This is a genomic window from Clostridium yunnanense, assembly GCF_016595795.1.
Taxonomy (GTDB): Bacteria; Bacillota; Clostridia; order Clostridiales; family Clostridiaceae; genus Clostridium_AR; species Clostridium_AR yunnanense.
Genome location: NZ_JAENHN010000048.1, coordinates 134,726 through 153,017, shown reverse-complemented (window position 1 = coordinate 153,017; position 18,292 = coordinate 134,726). Strand labels below are relative to the sequence as shown.

General features: G+C 31.5%; 18 protein-coding genes. 14 read left to right on the top strand and 4 right to left on the bottom strand.

The features are described from left to right. Positions 1–174 precede the first annotated feature (174 nt). The 4 genes from JHL18_RS17980 to JHL18_RS17965 all read left to right on the top strand — a co-directional run bounded on the left by JHL18_RS17980 (position 175) and on the right by JHL18_RS17965 (position 4,072). Positions 175–1,467, top strand: coding sequence for a tetratricopeptide repeat protein (locus tag JHL18_RS17980; protein ID WP_200271788.1), 1,293 nt, complete (start codon positions 175–177; stop codon positions 1,465–1,467). Between the two features lie 30 nt (positions 1,468–1,497). Next, on the top strand, positions 1,498–2,673 hold the full coding sequence (gene iadA, locus JHL18_RS17975; RefSeq protein WP_200271786.1) for a beta-aspartyl-peptidase: 1,176 nt from the start codon (positions 1,498–1,500) through the stop codon (positions 2,671–2,673). Positions 2,674–2,757: 84 nt separating this feature from the next. Continuing rightward, entirely contained in the window at positions 2,758–3,072 is a 315-nt protein-coding gene (trxA, locus tag JHL18_RS17970) for a thioredoxin (RefSeq protein WP_200271784.1), read from the top strand. A gap of 142 nt (positions 3,073–3,214) precedes the next feature. Next, positions 3,215–4,072 (top strand): NAD(P)/FAD-dependent oxidoreductase, encoded by an 858-nt coding sequence (locus tag JHL18_RS17965; protein WP_200271781.1) that lies wholly within the window; start codon positions 3,215–3,217, stop codon positions 4,070–4,072. A gap of 16 nt (positions 4,073–4,088) precedes the next feature. Here the strand turns inward: JHL18_RS17965 and JHL18_RS17960 are convergent, their stop codons facing one another. Together JHL18_RS17960 and JHL18_RS17955 are read right to left on the bottom strand one after the other, a co-directional pair. Further along, on the bottom strand, positions 4,089–4,709 hold the full coding sequence (locus tag JHL18_RS17960; protein WP_200271779.1) for a cell wall hydrolase: 621 nt from the start codon (positions 4,707–4,709) through the stop codon (positions 4,089–4,091). 66 nt (positions 4,710–4,775) lie between these two features. Beyond that, complete coding sequence (locus JHL18_RS17955; protein ID WP_200271777.1) at positions 4,776–5,735, bottom strand: hypothetical protein; 960 nt, start codon at positions 5,733–5,735, stop codon at positions 4,776–4,778. 237 nt (positions 5,736–5,972) lie between these two features. Between JHL18_RS17955 and cdaA the strand changes: the two genes are divergently transcribed. The 7 genes from cdaA (at position 5,973) to JHL18_RS17920 (ending at position 14,248) form a co-directional block, all read left to right on the top strand. Beyond that, positions 5,973–6,809: a diadenylate cyclase CdaA gene (cdaA, locus tag JHL18_RS17950; protein ID WP_207753055.1), complete on the top strand. Its 837-nt coding sequence runs from the start codon at positions 5,973–5,975 to the stop codon at positions 6,807–6,809. Beyond that, the gene (locus tag JHL18_RS17945; RefSeq protein ID WP_200271773.1) at positions 6,779–7,996 is read left to right on the top strand and encodes a CdaR family protein; all 1,218 of its coding nucleotides are present in this window, start codon (positions 6,779–6,781) and stop codon (positions 7,994–7,996) included. The genes cdaA and JHL18_RS17945 overlap by 31 nt, the downstream gene beginning before the upstream one ends. Before the next feature lie 282 nt (positions 7,997–8,278). Further along, on the top strand, positions 8,279–9,883 hold the full coding sequence (locus tag JHL18_RS17940) for an NAD(P)/FAD-dependent oxidoreductase (protein ID WP_200271771.1): 1,605 nt from the start codon (positions 8,279–8,281) through the stop codon (positions 9,881–9,883). A 99-nt stretch (positions 9,884–9,982) separates the two neighbouring features. Continuing rightward, positions 9,983–10,654: an NAD(P)/FAD-dependent oxidoreductase gene (locus tag JHL18_RS17935; protein ID WP_200271769.1), complete on the top strand. Its 672-nt coding sequence runs from the start codon at positions 9,983–9,985 to the stop codon at positions 10,652–10,654. 438 nt (positions 10,655–11,092) lie between these two features. Further along, the gene (ptb, locus tag JHL18_RS17930; RefSeq protein ID WP_200271767.1) at positions 11,093–11,998 is read left to right on the top strand and encodes a phosphate butyryltransferase; all 906 of its coding nucleotides are present in this window, start codon (positions 11,093–11,095) and stop codon (positions 11,996–11,998) included. A gap of 74 nt (positions 11,999–12,072) precedes the next feature. After that, positions 12,073–13,143, top strand: coding sequence for a butyrate kinase (gene buk / locus JHL18_RS17925; protein WP_200271765.1), 1,071 nt, complete (start codon positions 12,073–12,075; stop codon positions 13,141–13,143). 271 nt (positions 13,144–13,414) lie between these two features. After that, positions 13,415–14,248, top strand: coding sequence for an AIM24 family protein (locus JHL18_RS17920; protein WP_200271763.1), 834 nt, complete (start codon positions 13,415–13,417; stop codon positions 14,246–14,248). A 503-nt stretch (positions 14,249–14,751) separates the two neighbouring features. Here JHL18_RS17920 and JHL18_RS17915 read toward each other — a convergent pair. Together JHL18_RS17915 and JHL18_RS17910 are read right to left on the bottom strand one after the other, a co-directional pair. After that, a complete protein-coding gene (locus JHL18_RS17915; RefSeq protein WP_200271761.1) occupies positions 14,752–15,405 on the bottom strand; it encodes an amino acid ABC transporter permease in 654 nt (217 codons plus the stop codon). 30 nt (positions 15,406–15,435) lie between these two features. Further along, positions 15,436–16,233, bottom strand: a complete 798-nt coding sequence (locus JHL18_RS17910) for an amino acid ABC transporter substrate-binding protein (RefSeq protein WP_200271759.1) — start codon at positions 16,231–16,233, stop codon at positions 15,436–15,438. A gap of 149 nt (positions 16,234–16,382) precedes the next feature. Here JHL18_RS17910 and JHL18_RS17905 point away from each other — a divergent pair, with 149 nt between their 5' ends. The 3 genes from JHL18_RS17905 (at position 16,383) to JHL18_RS17895 (ending at position 18,284) form a co-directional block, all read left to right on the top strand. Next, positions 16,383–16,688, top strand: a complete 306-nt coding sequence (locus JHL18_RS17905) for a YerC/YecD family TrpR-related protein (protein WP_200271757.1) — start codon at positions 16,383–16,385, stop codon at positions 16,686–16,688. Positions 16,689–16,904: 216 nt separating this feature from the next. Continuing rightward, positions 16,905–17,522 carry a DUF4004 family protein gene (locus JHL18_RS17900; RefSeq protein ID WP_200271755.1) on the top strand — a complete coding sequence of 206 codons (618 nt, stop codon included), beginning with the start codon at positions 16,905–16,907 and terminating at the stop codon, positions 17,520–17,522. Positions 17,523–17,537: 15 nt separating this feature from the next. Then, positions 17,538–18,284, top strand: a complete 747-nt coding sequence (locus JHL18_RS17895; RefSeq protein WP_200271753.1) for a cell shape determination protein CcmA — start codon at positions 17,538–17,540, stop codon at positions 18,282–18,284. The last annotated feature ends 8 nt before the right edge of the window (positions 18,285–18,292 follow it).

Here is an 18,292-nt window from a genome sequence, read left to right as displayed (position 1 = left end):
ATTTAATTTTGATTTTTAAGTTGTAAGAAAAGTCTAAAACAAAGCCTAATTTTATAGATGAACAACTTTAATAATTAAAATTAGAAAAAGCTAGTAGTATATATAATTCATAAAAACATAAATATAACATAAAGGCAGTATATAGGCATCTTATATACATAAGGAAGGTAACTTATGAAGGATTGGAAGAAACGATATGATAAATCAATACACTTATTTCAAAATGGAGAAATAGATAAAGCTTTAATAATATGTGAAAAGCTTATCTCTGAAAATCTTAAAAACACTTCTGCATTAAATCTTAAAGGATTACTTTTATATATAAAGGGCGATTTAAAGTCAGCAGAGGCTGCTTGGAAGATAAACAAAGATTTTAATGACGATGGAATATCGAAAGGATATTTGAAAGATATACAAAAGGATTGGGAGAGATTAGCTCTATATGACCAAGCGTTAAAAGATATAAAAGGAATGTACATAAATGACGCTGAGAAAAAACTAAGTGTTTGCAGTGAAAGTGATTTTAACAAGATAAATGTTAACAATGCAATAGCTTTTTGCTTCATAAAGAAGGGAGAATATGAAAAAGCTAAGGAATGTATTGATATTGTAAGAGGAATAGATAAGAATAACAAGGTTGCTTTGGATAACTATAAAGTTATAAAAGAATTTTCGGAGGAACATAAGTCTAATATAAACTTTAAACTAATAATAATCCCATTGATTATATGTTTTGTAGGACTCGTATCATATTTGCTTTATAAACCTGTTAGTCAGTACATAAGTAAGGTTAGAACAAATTATATAGCTTCAAAATCTGTTAAAAAGAATGAAACTAATCCTACGGATAAAACTAATACAAATCAGACCACAACGAATAATACAAAACAACAAGTTCCGAATAATAGTGCAACTGATAAAAGCACGGAAAATAGTAAGCAGGGAGAAGCAAAGTTTCCAATAGATCAAGTAAAAGCAGCTGTTAATGATAAGGATTATAATAAGTTATATACCATAATAACTTCGTTTGATAAGAATAAGCTAGGCGTTAACGATAAGATTGCTTATAACAGTGGTGAGCAGTTGTTAATAAACAGTGGAGTGGGCACTTTTTATGATTCAGGAAGAAGTTATTTTAGTGCAAAAGACTTTGCAAAAGCTAAAATAGAATTTGAAAAAGCAAGTAAGTTTTCTAAAGATACTTATCTAAATCCTCATATCATATATATGCTCGGTGCTACTAGTGAAAGGTTAGAGGATTATGAGAAGGCGTTAGCATATTATGATCAGTATGTAAATAATTATTATAGTGGTGACTATACTGCTGAATGTCTTTATAAGCTTGCAACTATAAATAATAATAGTGATAAAACTAAGGCAAAGCAATATGCGGAAAAAATATCAAAGGATTTTAGTAAATCAATGTACTATAATTCAACGATAAAAGACATACTAAATATTCAGTAGTTCACGCGTGATCCAGATAGGAGGGATTTTATGATAACTGTTATAAAGAATGTTGATGTGTATAGTCCAGCGCCTTTAGGAATAAAAGATGTTGTTATAACTGGTGGTGTAATTGAAGGTGTGTATGAAAACGTAGATATACCTAATAATTTCGTAGACATATTTGTAATAGATGGAAGTAATAAAGTTTTAGTACCGGGATTCATGGATTGTCATGTACATATAATGGGAGGAGGCGGTGAAGGAGGATTTAAAACAAGAACTCCAGAATTGCCTTTTAGTGAAATTGTTAGAGCAGGTATAACAACTTTAGTTGGCTGTGTTGGAACAGATGATGTTTGCAGAAACATGGTATCGCTTTTAGCAAAAGCTCATGCACTAGATGAAGAGGGAATAACTACGTACTGTTATACAGGTTCATACCAAATACCGGTGAAAACTGTTACCCAAAATATAAAGGGTGATTTAATGCTTCTAGATAAAGTAATAGGTGTAGGAGAAGTAGCGATTTCAGATCACAGAAGTTCACAACCTACCTATGATCAGTTTGTAAATGTGGTTGCAGAATCAAGAGTTGGTGGGCTTTTATCTGGTAAAGCTGGTATAGTTAATATTCATCTTGGTGATGGAACCAGAAAATTAGATTATCTTTTTAGGCTTATAGAACAAACTGAAATACATCCTCATCAATTACTACCGACACATATCAATAGAAATGGTGAGTTATTTAAAGATGGTATAAGGTATGTGCAAAAAGGTGGATACATAGATTTAACAACCAGTTTTGATGCTAATAATATGGCAAAAGGCGAATTGACTCCTAGCAAAGGCTTAAAAATAGCATTAGATCAAGGCTTACCAGATGACCATATAACCTTTTCTTCTGATGGTAACGGAAGTTTACCTCTGTTTGATGAGGAAACAGGTACTACAGAAGTTGGAATGTGCTCAGTATCTTCATTATATAGCGAAGTTAGAAATGCTATATTACAAGAGAAAATACCTTTTGAGAGAGCTATAAAGGTAATAACATCAAATGTTGCGGATATATTAAAGCTACCTACTAAAGGAAGAGTAGAAGCCGGTAAGGATGCAGATTTAGTTTTGTTAGATAGAGAAGGACTTGATATAGATACTGTAATTGCTAAAGGGAAAGTATTAATGGATAAAAAGAATATTATAGTAAAAGGAACATTTGAAAAATAATTGCATATGTTTGACTTTTTACAATGAGAATATATAATATAGTTATAAATACCTATTAGGGGTATATAATTAGGAGGAACTTTTATGGTTAAGCACGTGGAAGAAAAGGATTTTAATGAAATTGTATTACAAAATAGTCAATTAGTATTAGTAGATTTTTGGGCTACTTGGTGTGGCCCGTGCAAAATGATTGCTCCGATTTTAGAACAACTTTCTGAAGATATGACAGATGTGACATTTGTTAAAGTAGATGTAGATAGCAATCCTGGATTAGCGGATAAGTACGATATATCAAGTATACCAACAATAATACTTTTCAAGGGTGGAAATCAAGTGAATAAGATTACTGGATTTAGACCTAAAAATGATTTCATAAATATGATTAATAGGAATTTATAATAAAGTACTTCGTTACAAAGACTTAATTCTAAATTGGTAAGTATTTTACCGTAAAGGAAAGCATAAAATTTTTCAGCTAGCAAAACCTACAAATTTCAATGGTTTTAGAAGTTTTTTATAAGCTTTCAAAGGAGAATGAAAGATGGATAGATATGATGTGGCCATTATAGGAACAGGTGCAGCAGGGCTTTCAGCTGCAATAAACGCTAAGATAAGAAATAAAAATATAATAATTTTTGGAAATAAGGAACTTAGTTCTAAGTTATCTAAAGCTCCAAAGGTTAACAATTATCTAGGCTTTTATGATTTAACTGGAAATGAATTGAAGATAAACTTTCAAAATCATATTCAAACAATGGGAATTAGTATTACAGAAGAAAAAGTAAATAATATCTATGCAATGGGAGATTACTTTACTTTAATGGTAAATGAAAAGATGTATGAAGCAAAATCAATAATACTAGCTACCGGTGTAGAATATACAAAACCTATACCTGGAGAAGAAAGGTTATTAGGTAATGGTGTAGGCTATTGTGCCACATGTGACGCTCCGCTTTATAAAGGTAAGATAGTTAGTATAATTGGATACAATAAAGAGGCTGAAGAAGAAGCTAATTATGTTAGTGAACTTGCAGCTAAGGTGTATTATATACCTATGTACAAAGGGAAATATGATCTTAAAGAAGGCATAGAAATATTAAATAAGAAGCCTTTAGAAATAGTTGGCGATAAAAAGGTAGAGAAGATAGTATTTAATGGAGATGAATTGATTACTGATGGGGTATTTGTTCTTAAAGACAGCATTTCACCATCTGAGCTTGTACCAGGATTAGATGTATCTGAAGATCATATAGTGGTAAACAGGTTAATGCAAACAAATATCGATGGATGTTTTGCAGCTGGTGATTGTATTGGAAAACCATACCAGTATATTAAAGCGGCAGGTGAAGGCCAAGTTGCAGCACTCAGTGCGGTTGCCTATATTGATTCAAAAAAGTAAGAGATGATATCATCTCTTACTTTTTTGTTTGAAAAAATACGTGTTTTCCAATAGTTTTCATATTCTTTTTATCTATTTGTTTCATCCAACTACAAGTTGCTGTTTGAGGGTTGTAAAAAAACAATGCATTACTGGTAGGATCTTTGCCTTTTATTGCATCAATAACAGCATCACGACATTCGTTGTTAGGAGTTACAGAAATTTTTCCATCTCTCACGCATGAAAAGGCATTTTTCTGTTTTATAACACCTTCAATTGAATTTGGAAAACTAGGGTTTGTAACTCTGTTAAGTATAACCGATGCAACTGCCACTTTTCCTTCGTATGGTTCCCCGTGACTTTCAGCAAATACTACCTGAGACATCAAGTAAATATCATCATCTGTCAGATACAAGTGACGATTCTGATAGTTAAAAACTTCTACTACTGATTCCTTTTCATGGTATAATTCGCTAGATTCGTTTGATACTCCTCTTCCATAAAACTTTATATTATTTTCTTTTATATCCTTACTCATAATAATCTTAGGGCCATCGTTTATAGGAGAATAATTTATTAATTCATTTGCAAATACACTAACGCTGTCAAAGGTTAAAAAGATAAAAAGGAAGAAAATACAGCATTTAAGTTTACTCATAAAAAACCTCCTTTGGTTTTTACCCTCTCAGCATATTGTATCCAAAGGTATATTTTTCATACATATTTAATTTTTAGATTTATAATCATCATAACTTTTATTAAAATTTTTATATGATGAATTCATATCATCGTACTTTGAAAAAGCGTCTTTAAGCTTTTCAGCTTGGTTGGATTGTGATTTTAGTGCCTCAGATAAAGTAGAAATATAAGTATCATATGACTTTAAAGTTTCCTCAAAATCTGAAAAACATTCAACTCCGTCAGAAGGAACTGAAATTTCGTATAAGGAAGTTTTTAATTTCTCTAGCTGAACAATTTTATTGGCAACATCGCTTTGTATGCCTGAAAGAGAGCGGTTTTCATCTTGAGCTCTAGTTACTGCCGCACTTAGGTCTTCTTTTAAAGGATAAAAATTTTTGATACAGTCATCAAATGCGATTAAAAAGTCGTTTTTTTGGCTAGTCTTTATATCAGAGTCTCTATTTAATTTTACTAATTGATTTACATAACTAGATACACTAGAAAAGAAGCTCGAGAAGCTTGGACTAAGACTTACTTTCACTCCATTACTTTTACATAGCTTGTAGTATTTTATACAATCCTCTTCATATTTAGTTAAATTTTGAAGAGATGCTTGTATATCTTTTGAAGAAGGATTTTTCATTATATTTAAGGTTTGCTCATAGAGTTTCATATTATTATTTAATCCCAAAGACAAGTTTTCATATGTATCTTTATACTTTGCTGAAGGTTTTATTTGTTCAAGTTTATTTTTTTCTTTTAATAGCTTGGACAAATTATCTGTAAGAGTGCTTATGGCCAGCTCAGTATCCATTGATGAAGAAACAATTGGCTTTTTTAAGTTTTCGTTTATACTTACGATAGTGGCGCTTATATCTGCTAATTGCTTGCGTTCTGGATAGAGAAAATTATTAAACAAGAAATAAACTGATATAGCAATTATTAAAATTGCTCCAGCAGAAATTATTATATGTTTATTGTATTTTTTTAGTGTTTCAATCATTTAAGGTACCTCCTCATTTTCTCATATGAATATGCTTTTGAAATACAAGTTTATTGGTTAATGCTACAATTGAATCTTTAATTTAGTTATATTCTAAAAATTTTTAAATATTACTATAATGAAAATAGTAAAAAATACAAATTTTATTACGATTGTATATATATGAGGGGTATAATTGGTGTATAATTTTAATAGATTAGGATATTAGGGGTGACAGAAGTGCAAGAAGTTTTTAGTATGATAATTAATACAATAAAAAATATATCAATATGGTCCGTTTTGGATATCCTAGTAGTTTCTTATATTTTCTTTAAGGGATATATGTTGATAAAGGAAACAAGAGCAGAACAATTATTGAAGGGTATTGCGTTAATAGTTGCATTACTACCAATAAGTTATCTTCTAAGATTGGATATGCTTTATTTCATTTTAAGTAAAACAATAACAATTGGTGTTTTAACAATTATAATCATATTCCAGCCGGAGATAAGAAGAGCTCTAGAACATATTGGAAGAAGTGCTTTTGATGATTTGCATGTAATGCAGGATGATGAGGCGTTAGAAGAAGTTATAACAGAGCTTGTTAATGCTGTTGAGAATTTAGCTGATACAGCAACTGGAGCGCTTATAGCTATAGAACAAAGTACGGGGCTTGGCGAAGTGATAAGTAATGGTACTGAACTAGATGCTAAAGTATCTTCAGCTCTCATTGAAAATATTTTTGTAGTTAACACCCCTTTGCATGATGGAGCTACGATAATTAGAAATGATAGAATTGTAGCTGCTGGTTGTGTACTACCTTTAAGCAATAATACAACTATAAACAAAAAACTTGGTACTAGACATAGAGCTGGAATAGGCCTTTCAGAAACTTCAGATGCACTTATAATAATAGTTTCAGAAGAAACTGGCACTATATCCTTAGCGGTAAATGGAAGACTTACTAGAAATTATGACAAGGATAAATTAAAAAGTATATTAATACGTATTATGATAAATAGGAGAGAAAAGAGGGTAAAGACTTTAGGAGAGAAGGTGAAGGTATGGATAACAAGGATAAAAAGGCAGAAATAGTTATAAGGATAGTATGCCTAATTCTTTCCTTTGGGCTATGGCTTTATATTTCTAACGTGCAAAACCCTACTAGAGAGTATAAGTTAGAGAAGGTACCTGTGGAGCTTCTTAATGCAGAGGCACTAAAGGAGTCTAAATTAGCTCTATCACCTCATCAAGATTTCTACGTGACTTTAAATCTAGAAGGGCCTAGTAGTGAAGTGTACAAAGTTACACCCTCACAATTTAAAGTTAGCGTTGATCTTTCATCATACGCTCTAAAAAAAGGTGAAAATAGAATAAGAGTTGATATTGTTAATTACCCATCTAATATTAATATAAAAAATAATAGTTTTTTGCTAGTTACCATCAAAGTGGATGATTATGTAGAAAAGAGCATACCAATAAAATCAGAGATAAAGGTTACTACCAAAACTGGAACTTATGCAGACTCTCCAGCTCTAAAACCTACAAATGCTGTTATAGCTGGACCTGGAGAATATGTAAATAGTGTGAAAAGTTTAGTTGTAAGTAATGAACTTAAAAATATCGAACAGGATACCACATTAAACTTACCTATAAAAGCAATAAATGATTCAGGTAAAGTTGTAGATGAGATAAAGGTAACACCTACAAATGTCGAGGTTTCCATAACTGTAAAGAAGGGAAAAGTTGTACCGATAAATGTTGTTACAAAGGGGAGCTTACCTGCTGGATTTGTTATGAAAGATTTTGGTTCTACAACTGAAAAAGTCGAACTTGTTGGTGATGACACAATATTGAGTGGAATTAGCAGAATAGATACAGAGGCTGTTGATTTGTCTTCAATAAATGATTCAAAGGAAGTAAGTGCTAATCTAAAGATACCTCAAAATGTAAGGGTGGCTGATAACCTTAGCAAGGTTAAGGTAAAGTTTAACTTAAGCAAATATACAACAAAGGATATAGAAGTACTTATTTCTTCAAAGAATATATCTGAAGGATTTCAATCTACTATAGATCCACAAAAGATAACTGTCAGAATTAGTGGATTAGAAGATGATGTAAGTTCCTTCAAATCAGATAGTATTAAGGCAGAGGTAGATTTATCAGGAGCTAAAGAAGGGGAGAATACTATTCCAATTGTTATTAGCAATAGTAGTGATAAGATAAAAATAGTATCTCAAAGTAGCGATAAAGTTAAAGCTGTACTTACTAAGAAACAGTAACGAATATTTTTGCCATGATATGAATATTTTTTTAGCGATTATCAAAGAAGCTTATAGGTTTGTATATAATTTGCAAATTTATGAGCTTCATTTTTTTGGATGTACCACTTCGTAATGAAGTTTATTATTTTTAAATCCTCTCACCAGAAGCCGTGAGAGTTTTAAAAATAGATTGCGGTTCGAAGTGGTACATCTTTATATCTATAAAACACCAGTTGATATTGTTGTAATCCTTTGTTAAAATTAATAGTCAAAGACCTTATGTTGATGGAGGTAAAATGCATGCCTATAAGGATAAATAATATAATACTTGATATAGATGAAGATATGTCATTGCTTAAAAATAAAATAGCAAAGAAACTAAAGATTTCTAAAGATGAGGTAGAGAATTTAAGAATAATAAAAGAATCTATTGATGCTAGAAAAAAAGATATAATAAAATTTAATTACTGTGTTGATTTTCAACATAAGAATGAGAAGTCAATATTCAATAAAATAAATGATAAAGATGTTAAGTTTGAGGAATGTACTTCTACTGAGGAAGTAGTACATGGAAATAAGCTTATGAAAAGCAGACCAGTTGTTATTGGAATGGGGCCAGCTGGCTTATTCGCAGCGCTTCTTTTAGCTAAGAATGGTTATAAGCCATTAGTTTTTGAAAGAGGAGAGGCTGTGGATAAAAGAACAGAAACTGTGGAAAGATTTTGGGCCACTGGAGAGCTTAATACAGAGTCAAATGTACAGTTTGGAGAAGGCGGAGCAGGAGCATTTTCTGATGGAAAACTTACTACAAGAATTAAAGATAGAAGATGTGATTTTGTAATTGATGAGTTAATAAAAGCAGGAGCACCTCAAGAAATAGCCTATATGGGTAAACCCCATGTAGGAACGGACATATTAAAAGTAGTTGTAAGAAATATAAGAGAACAAATAAAAGCTCTTGGTGGTGAAATTCATTTCTCGTCAAAACTTGAAAATATAATTCAAAAAGAGGGTAAGATAAGAGCTATTGTAGTTAACGGTAATGAAGTACCTTGTGAAAATATAATAATGGCAATTGGACATAGTTCGAGAGATACATATGAGATGCTTAATGCTTTAGGAGTAGCAATGGCTCAAAAGCCTTTTGCAATAGGTGTAAGAATAGAGCATCCTCAATCGCTGATAGATTTTAATCAATATGGAAAGTATACTGGGCATCCAAGACTAAGAGCTGCAGATTATAGGCTTACACATTCCAGTGAGAAGATAGATAGATCTGTCTATTCTTTCTGCATGTGTCCTGGTGGTGAGGTTGTTGCAGCGTCATCTGAGGAGAAAAGGCTAGTGGTAAATGGAATGAGTTATCATGCAAGAGATAAAGAAAATGCTAACTCAGCAATAGTAGTAACAGTTGGTCCAAAGGATTTTCAAGATAATTCACCACTAGCAGGGATGGAGTTTCAAAGACATTATGAGGAACTAGCTTATAAAATTGGTGGGGGAAATTATGTTGCCCCAGTTCAGCTTGTAGGAGATTTTTTAAATGATAAGATAAGTACTAAGCTTGGAACTGTTACTCCTTCATATAAGCCAGGCTATGAATTTGTTCAACTTAAGGAATGTTTGCCTATATATGTTACAGAAGCTCTTAAGGATGGACTTGTAAATTTCGATAAAAAAATTAAAGGATTTGCTGATAGTAGTGCTGTTATGACTGGAATAGAAACACGAACTTCGGCTCCAGTTAGAATAGAGAGAACTGAAAATTTGCAGAGTGTATCACTAGAAGGTTTATACCCTGCAGGAGAAGGGGCTGGTTTTGCTGGAGGTATAGTATCAGCTGCAGTAGATGGATTAAAGGTAGCTGAGAGTATAATAAAAGAGTTTGGTCCATTTAATATATAGTTGAGTTAAATATTATAATGAAATTAAGGTGTTACTCCATCCGATACTTTGAATGAGCTTCGCAAAGAATGAATATATAGATAAAATGGGGGAATAATTATGATACAACAACCTAAATTTGCAACACTTCAAAAGGTGAGGAATGATATTAGAACTTATGGAATTACTCCAAGAATTCCTGGAGGATTTATAAAACCAGAAGATCTTATAAAGTTCGCTGAAGTAGCTAAAAAATATAATGGTGCAATAAAGATAACCTCCGGTCAAAGGATAGCAATACTTGGGATAAAAGCAGAGGACGTTGAGGGTGCCTGGCAGGAACTGGGCATGGAGCCAGGAGTAGTATCTGCTTACTCAGTAAAAAATGTTGAGCTTTGTCCAGCGTCTTTTTGTAAAAGAGCTAAGCAGAATTCACTAAAGCTTGGAATGAAAATAGAAAAAAGATTTTATGCAGCAGCAGCACCAAATAGAACTAAAATAGCAGTTGTAGGTTGCAGAAATTCTTGTACTAGTGCATATTCAAAAGATATTGCTGTTGTTGGAGATAAAGAAGGATATATTGTTACTGTAGGTGGAAGTGCTGGGTTTTACCCTAAGTTACCGCATATAATAGCAGAAAAGCTTTCAGATGATGAGGCTTACAATATGGTAGAAGCTATATATGAGTTCTATAATAAAGAAGCTGAATTTGGCGAAAAGTTAGGTGACTTTATTGACAGGATATCGATTGAAAGTTTCAAAAACGGTGTTGAACAGATATATAATAAATAAAAAATAAAAAAAATTTCTATAAATTTTCAGAAAACTTCTATTTTAGAAGTTTTTTTTGTTAAAATGTTGATAAAGGATATTTTTGATAAATATATATCTTTATTAAAAGTTTTTAAATAGGAATTAATTATTCTTATATGAAAAGCTAGTCTGTTTTGTTCCATATACACTGAATTTTAGTGATTATGACAAAATATTAATTTTATATAATATTTATTTATATACAGCTTAAAAGTGATATAATTACATTATGTTCAAAATTTTGAAACGTAAATTAAGTTTATTTTTAACTAGTATATAATTTTTATAAACTAATTTGTTATAAAATTAACAAAAAATATAGCTTTTTTAACTTATGTGATAGAGTTAAATTACATAAGCTTATGAAGTAGAATGGCTTTTATGCCAAACTAAAAATAAGAAGAGGTGCAGGAATAAATGAGTAAAAATTTTGATGAATTACTATCAAAGCTAAAAGAAGTAACAAAGAAAAAGGTATCTGTAGCAGTAGCACAAGATGAACCTGTTCTTGAAGCAATTAAGGCAGCAAAAGAAAGAGGAATAGCTGATGCAATCCTAGTCGGAGATCAAGCTAAAATAAGAGAACTTGCAGATAAAATAGGGATGGATTTAAAGGAATACGATCTTATTAATGAACCAGATCCTAAGAAGGCAACTCTTTATGCGGTTGAATTAGTAGCAAAGGGAAAAGCTGATATGGTTATGAAAGGCTTAGTTGATACAGCTACTTTCTTAAGAAGTGTACTTAATAAAGAGGTTGGATTAAGAACTGGTAAGCTTATGTCTCACGTAGCTGTATTTGAGATTGAAGGAATAGACAGATTAATATATTTAACTGACGCTGCTTTTAATACATATCCAGACCTAAAGGCTAAGATAGATATATTAAATAATTCGGTTAAAGTTGCTCATGCTTGTGGATTAGAATTGCCAAAGGTTGCGCCGATTTGTGCTGTAGAAGTAGTTAATCCTGATATGCCTGCTACAGTAGATGCAGCACTACTTGCAAAAATGAATGACAGAGGACAAATAAAGGGTTGTATAGTAGATGGACCTCTTGCTTTTGATAATGCATTATCAGAAGAAGCAGCGCATCACAAAAATGTTACTGGTCCTGTTGCAGGAAAAGCAGATATATTCTTACTACCAAACATAGAAACTGCAAATGTTATGTACAAATGTTTAACTATGACATCAAAATCTAGAAATGGTGGAATACTAGTTGGTACTGCAGCTCCAGTTATACTAACTTCAAGAGCAGATAGTTTCGAAACAAAGGTAAACTCAATTGCTTTAGCAGCATTAGTAGCTAACACTAAATAATATTTATAAAAAATATTATCTATAGTTTAATTATACTTATTTCCATATGATATTCTTCAAGGAGGAAAAAAATAATGGCTTATAAAATGTTAATAATTAACCCAGGTTCAACTTCAACTAAAATAGGTGTTTACGAGGATGAAAAAGAATTAATTGTAGAAACACTTAGACATTCTGCGGAAGAAATAGATTCATATGCTACAATATATGATCAATTTCAATTTAGAAAGAATGTAATTGTAAATGTATTGAAGGAAAAGAATTTTGATATAAGTACCCTAGATGCTGTAGTAGGAAGAGGCGGAATGCTAAAACCTATGGCTGGAGGAACTTATGAAGTAAATGAAGCTATGATTGAGGATTTAAAGAATGGTGTTCAAGGTCAACATGCCTCTAATCTTGGCGGAATAATAGCTAATGAAATAGCTAAAGAAATAGGAAAGAAAGCTTTCATAGTAGATCCAGTTGTTGTTGATGAATTAGAAGAAGTTGCTAGACTTTCAGGAGTTCCAGAACTACCTAGAAAGAGTAAATTCCACGCACTAAATCAAAAGGCAGTAGCTAAAAGATACGCTAAGGAAAATGGAAAATCATATGAAGATGTTAACTTAATAGTTGTTCATATGGGTGGAGGAGTTTCAGTAGGAGCTCACAAGAATGGAAAAGTTGTTGATGTAAACAACGCTCTTGATGGAGACGGCCCATTCTCTCCTGAGAGATCTGGAGGAGTGCCATCTGGTGACTTAATAAGATTATGCTTCAGTGGTAAGTACTCACAAGATGAAATATATAAGAAGATAGTTGGTAAGGGCGGATTTGTTGCTTACTTAAATACAAATGATGCAAGAGACGTAGAAAATGCTGCTGCAGAAGGTGACAAGGAAGCAAAACTAATATATGATGCATTTATGTATCAAGTTTCAAAAGCTGTTGGTGAATATGCTGTTGTACTTAAGGGTAAGGTAGATGCTATAATACTTACTGGCGGAATTGCATACGGTAAAGTTGTTACAGATACAATAACAAGCAATGTAGGTTGGATAGCTCCAGTTGTGGTTTATCCAGGAGAAGATGAACTTCTAGCACTTGCTCAAGGAACAATAAGAGTATTAAGTGGTGAAGAAGCTTCAAAGGAATATAAATAATATTTTTAAATAGAGATTTTTATAAGCACTATAAGGTTCTAGATTACTTAGAACTTTATAGTGTTTTTTGCTATCCAGCTACTTTTTATATACATATCTTTTGAAATTTATGGTATTATATTTGTAATTGGATAAATTAGTTATTTGGTACATTTCAATATGAAGTGGTACATTCATAGATACTGTATATAAAATTGCTATTTGATGATTATCTGATCAATGCAGGATATATGTAATAAAGGAAGTAGATTATAGACAAAGGAGGGGAAAAATGAGGACTTCATTAAACATAACAAATAAGCTTACAAAATTAGCTGAAATGGCTGGAGATTCAGTTTTTCAAATACTAGAGTTTGATGAATTAACTGGAGGCAACAATGTAGATTCAGCTATAAAGTTTAAGTTTATGAAGGATGCTGGAATAAAGCTTAAGCAAATTCGAATAATACTTGAAGATAGTGCTGTAAAACTAGAATCTGGCGCGCTAAGTTATCTTAAGGGGGATATAGACCTTCAAAATAAAGTAGGTGGTGTTCTAGGCTTTGGCAAAAAGCTTATTAATAGCAAGCTTACTGGAGAAACTTTATTTAAGCCTAGATACGAAGGAACAGGAGAAATATTTTTAGAACCTTCATTTGGACATTACGCTTTATTAGAATTGGAAAATGAAGAGGTAATTGTTGATGATGGAGTATTTTATGCTTGTGAAGATACCGTAGAAATAGGTTCAGCCATGCAGAAGTCTATATCTTCAATGTTATTAGGTAATGAGGGATTATTTCAAACAAAGATAAGTGGTAGTGGAATTGTGGTTGTTGAAATACCGGTTCCTGAAAATGAAATATTTAAATGCAGGCTTTCAAATGATACATTGAAGGTTGATGGCAATTTTGCTATATTAAGAACAGGGGGAATAGAGTTTTCAGTGGAAAAGTCCTCCAAGTCGGTTATTGGTTCAACAACAAGTGGAGAAGGCTTTCTTAATGTCTATAAAGGAACTGGTGAGGTATGGTTAGTACCCACTAAGGTTGTATATGATAAGTTAGAATCCACTGGATTAAATACTATGACAAATCCTTCGGGTGATCGTGATAATGAGCAATAGAAGATTTAATTAAAAGGGATATGGAATATAATTTAAGCTTTAACTTTAATAACAAGATGTAATGATTTCAAGTTTTGTGATAAAATAAAACTATTAATGTTTTCTTGATATAGATGTACCAGTTCGAACCGAAATGCATTTTCAAAACTCCTCTGGATTCTGAGAGGAGAATTTGAAAATATAAATCTTATTACGAAGTGGTACATCCATAAATAATGAGAATGTGTGTAGATTTAAAGTTTTAGCTCATTTTGTAAAATTAAGGAGGTGAGCGGAATGGATCTTATGACTACAGTAGTTGTTGTTTTCCTTGCTGCATTTGCAATAGTTGGAGTTTATGTTACTGTAAAAAGCGAGCAATTTAAACATGAAGAAATGAATAACAATAATAAATAAAACATATAAAATGCAGGATTTATTCTGTATTTTTAAAATTAGGCATTTGATTTGCTGATGATTATGCGCAAAAAGATCACTGAAGGTACTTCAGTGATCTTTTTATATTATAAATCAGCTAGGGCAAATTTTTTCTCAACAAACTTAAAACCTGTAGTAAAGAAGGTTGTCATTATAAGATACATTATTGATGCCATGAAAAATATCTCCAAAGGTCTAAAAGATACATTTGCCATATGTTGAGCATTGTTCATCAAATCTGTCATAGCTATAGTTGACACTAAAGCTGTATCTTTAAGCAGTGCTATAAATTCATTTGCAATAGCTGGAAGCATACGACCTAAACTCTGTGGAAGTATTATATAAAATACAGTTTGTATAAAGTTAAGTCCTTCAGTTTGGGCAGCTTCCCATTGATTTTTATTTACTGATAACATAGCGCCTCTTATAGCTTCTGCTACATATGCAGATATATTTATACTTAGTCCTAATATAGCAGCTTCAAATGAAGTAAGTGTTATATTTACCTCCGGAAGTCCGAAGTAGATTATGAAAAGTAGAATCATTAAGGGAATTCCTCTAAAGAACCAAGTATAGAATGTTCCTATTGATTTTAGTACTTTATTTTTTGAAAGCTTCATTAAAACAACTATAAAAGCTAATAATAATCCACATAAAATTGATATAACGGTAAGTTCTATTGTTCTTAAACAACCTTCCAATAATATTGGAAGATATGTTGAAATGATTTCGACTTTCATAAAAAACAACCTTTCTGTAAATAATAAAAATTATTTTGAAGATGTAATGTCTTCACCAAACCAAGTTTTTGATATCTTTGCAAGAGTTCCGTCTTCTTGCATTTCCTTTATTACTTTATCAAAAGTAGTCTTAAGATCTTTATCTTCTTGTCTAAGCCCTATAGCTATAGGTTCTGTAGCAATTGATTTATCTAAAACTTTGTAAGTGTCAGCTTTTTCTTTTATATAGTATCTTGCAACTAATTCATCTACTACAACTGCATTTATACGACCGATTTGTAAGTCTTGAAGCGCAGCAATGTTTTCATCATATAGTTTTGTATCTTTAAAAGTAGACTTTGTATCTTTTATAGCATCTTCACTTGTACTACCTTTTTGAACTCCGATTATTTTACCCTTAAGATCATCTGGTGAAGTTATAGAAGTGTTATCCTTCTTTACTACAACAACTTGTCTTTCATTTAAATATGGAGTTGAAAATGAAATCTCTTTTTCTCTTTCTGGTGTTACGCTCATTGCAGAAATTATTACATCAAATTTCTTTTGCTTTAAGCCTGGTATTATACCGTCCCAATTATAAGGCATAAACTTTATTTCTTTATTTGTACGTTTTGCTATTTCTTTTGCCATATCTATATCAAAACCTTGAAGATCTCCCTTGCTGTTTTTAAATCCCATTGGTGGAAAAGAATCATCTAGTCCAACTACTATAGTATTAGAAACAGCATTAGAAGTGGAGTCTTTCTTAGTTTGTCCGCAACTTATTAATGATAATGAAATAGTTGTAATAGCTACAACTGATAATAATCTCTTAACAATTTTATTCATAATTAACATCCTCCTGAGTAACTGATAATCATATTATACTTTAATATAATAAAGTTGTAAAGTGATAAATGAATAAAATTATAACCAATTGCTAAAACATATGGTAAAGTTCAGTATAAGGTGTTAAAATACTGATGTGAGGTGATTACATGAGCAATTATGAATCAAAACTAAAAAGTGAGGATATGGACTACTTTTTTAAAGCTATATTAAGTTTAGAGAATATAGAAGAATGCTATAGATTTTTTGAAGATGTAGCTACAATAAATGAAATAAAAGCTTTAGTACAGAGACTACAAGTGGCAGCTATGCTTAAGGAAAAGAAGACATATACTGAAATAGCCGGTGATACTGGAGCTAGTACTGCTACGATAAGTAGAGTTAATAGATGTTTGAATTATGGTAGTGACGGATATAATATGGTACTTGATAGAATAAACAAAGAAGATAAATAATAAAACAATGTTTTACTTACGTTACATATAACTACATTCATTTTCAGCCTTTGGTAATTTGTATTATATTTATGAAAGATTCATACGAGTAATGTAGTTCTGTAGGTTTGCTAAGAGCCCCCATCAAAATAAAGATGGGGGCTCTTAATATTTTTTTGAAATAAGTATTGCTAACGTAACAATGTTTTGTTATACTAAATTCAAGGAGGAATGAAAATGGAAGAAAATTTGATATCAAAAAAAGAATTATTAGAACTTACTGGCATATCTTATGGTCAGCTATATAGATGGAAAAGAAAGAACTTAATACCTGAGGAGTGGTTTATAAAGAAGTCCTCTTTTACAGGGCAAGAAACCTACTTTCCTAAGGATAAAATATTAGATAGAATAAATAGAATAGTTGAGATGAAAGATGATGTTTCCTTAGATGACCTAGCAGAAAGATTTCAAGGAAGCTCTATATCCTCTAAATTTTATATAGAAGATATATTAAAAGGAAACATTGTTACACAGCATGTTCTAGATATGTACAAAAATAGCTTCGTTTTAAAAGATGAGTTAAGTGGAGATGACATAGTTTTCTTGGCATTATATAAATACTTGTTAGAACAAGGTAATTTGAATTTAGATGAAATTAATTTTACAATAAAAGGATTAATAGAGAATTATAGTAATATAAAAGAAAAGGATTATGAACTTGTATTCGTTAGAAAAATGGGAGTAGGAATAGGAATATTGGCAGATTCAGCAAATATTATATTGGGTGATGGTAAGGTCTTAGAAAGAGTTAACTTAAGCAGTTTTTCAGAAAAAGTAATTACTAATTTAGTATAGGAGGTTAAGGGTATTATGAATGATAGATATTATGAGGATAGAGGGGACCTAGAAATTTCCGGAGCTGGTAGCTCTGGTGGTGGTAAATTTAATAAAGTACAGGTTAGTGGAGCATCAAAGATTAACGGAGATATAGATTGTGTTGAATTTGAGGCAGCTGGTGCAGCAAAATTTGAAGGCAATGTAAAGACTGTAACCTATAACGTTAGTGGCGCTACTAAATGTACAGGAAATGTAGAGGCTGAAGCTTGCAGCATAAGTGGAGCAGGCAAGATAGGTGGGAATTTAAATAGTAAGAGAAGCAATATACAAGGAAGCTTAAAAGTATGTGGAAATCTTACTGGTGAAACTATTGATATACAAGGAGCTACAAGTATAGTTGGAGATTGTGAAGCAGAAGATTTCAAATGTTCTGGAGCGTTCAAGATTGGTGGTCTTCTTAATAGTGAAAATATACTAGTTGAAATTAGTGGTAAGTGTGAAGTTTCTGAAATGGGTGGAAGAAGTATAAAGGTGAGACTTGGAAACTGGAGTGTAGGAATTCTATCTAAAATAACAAAGGCTATATTTAATTACTCTCTTGATGAACTTGACTGTAATGTTATTGAAGGAGACGATATATATTTAGAGTCAACTACAGCTAGAATTGTAAGAGGAACTGACGTAGTTATAGGAAAAAAATGTACTATTCAAAGAGTTGAATATCATAATACTATATCTATTGATCCAAGCAGCAAAGTTATAGAGCAAGTTCAATTATAGAAAAGGGG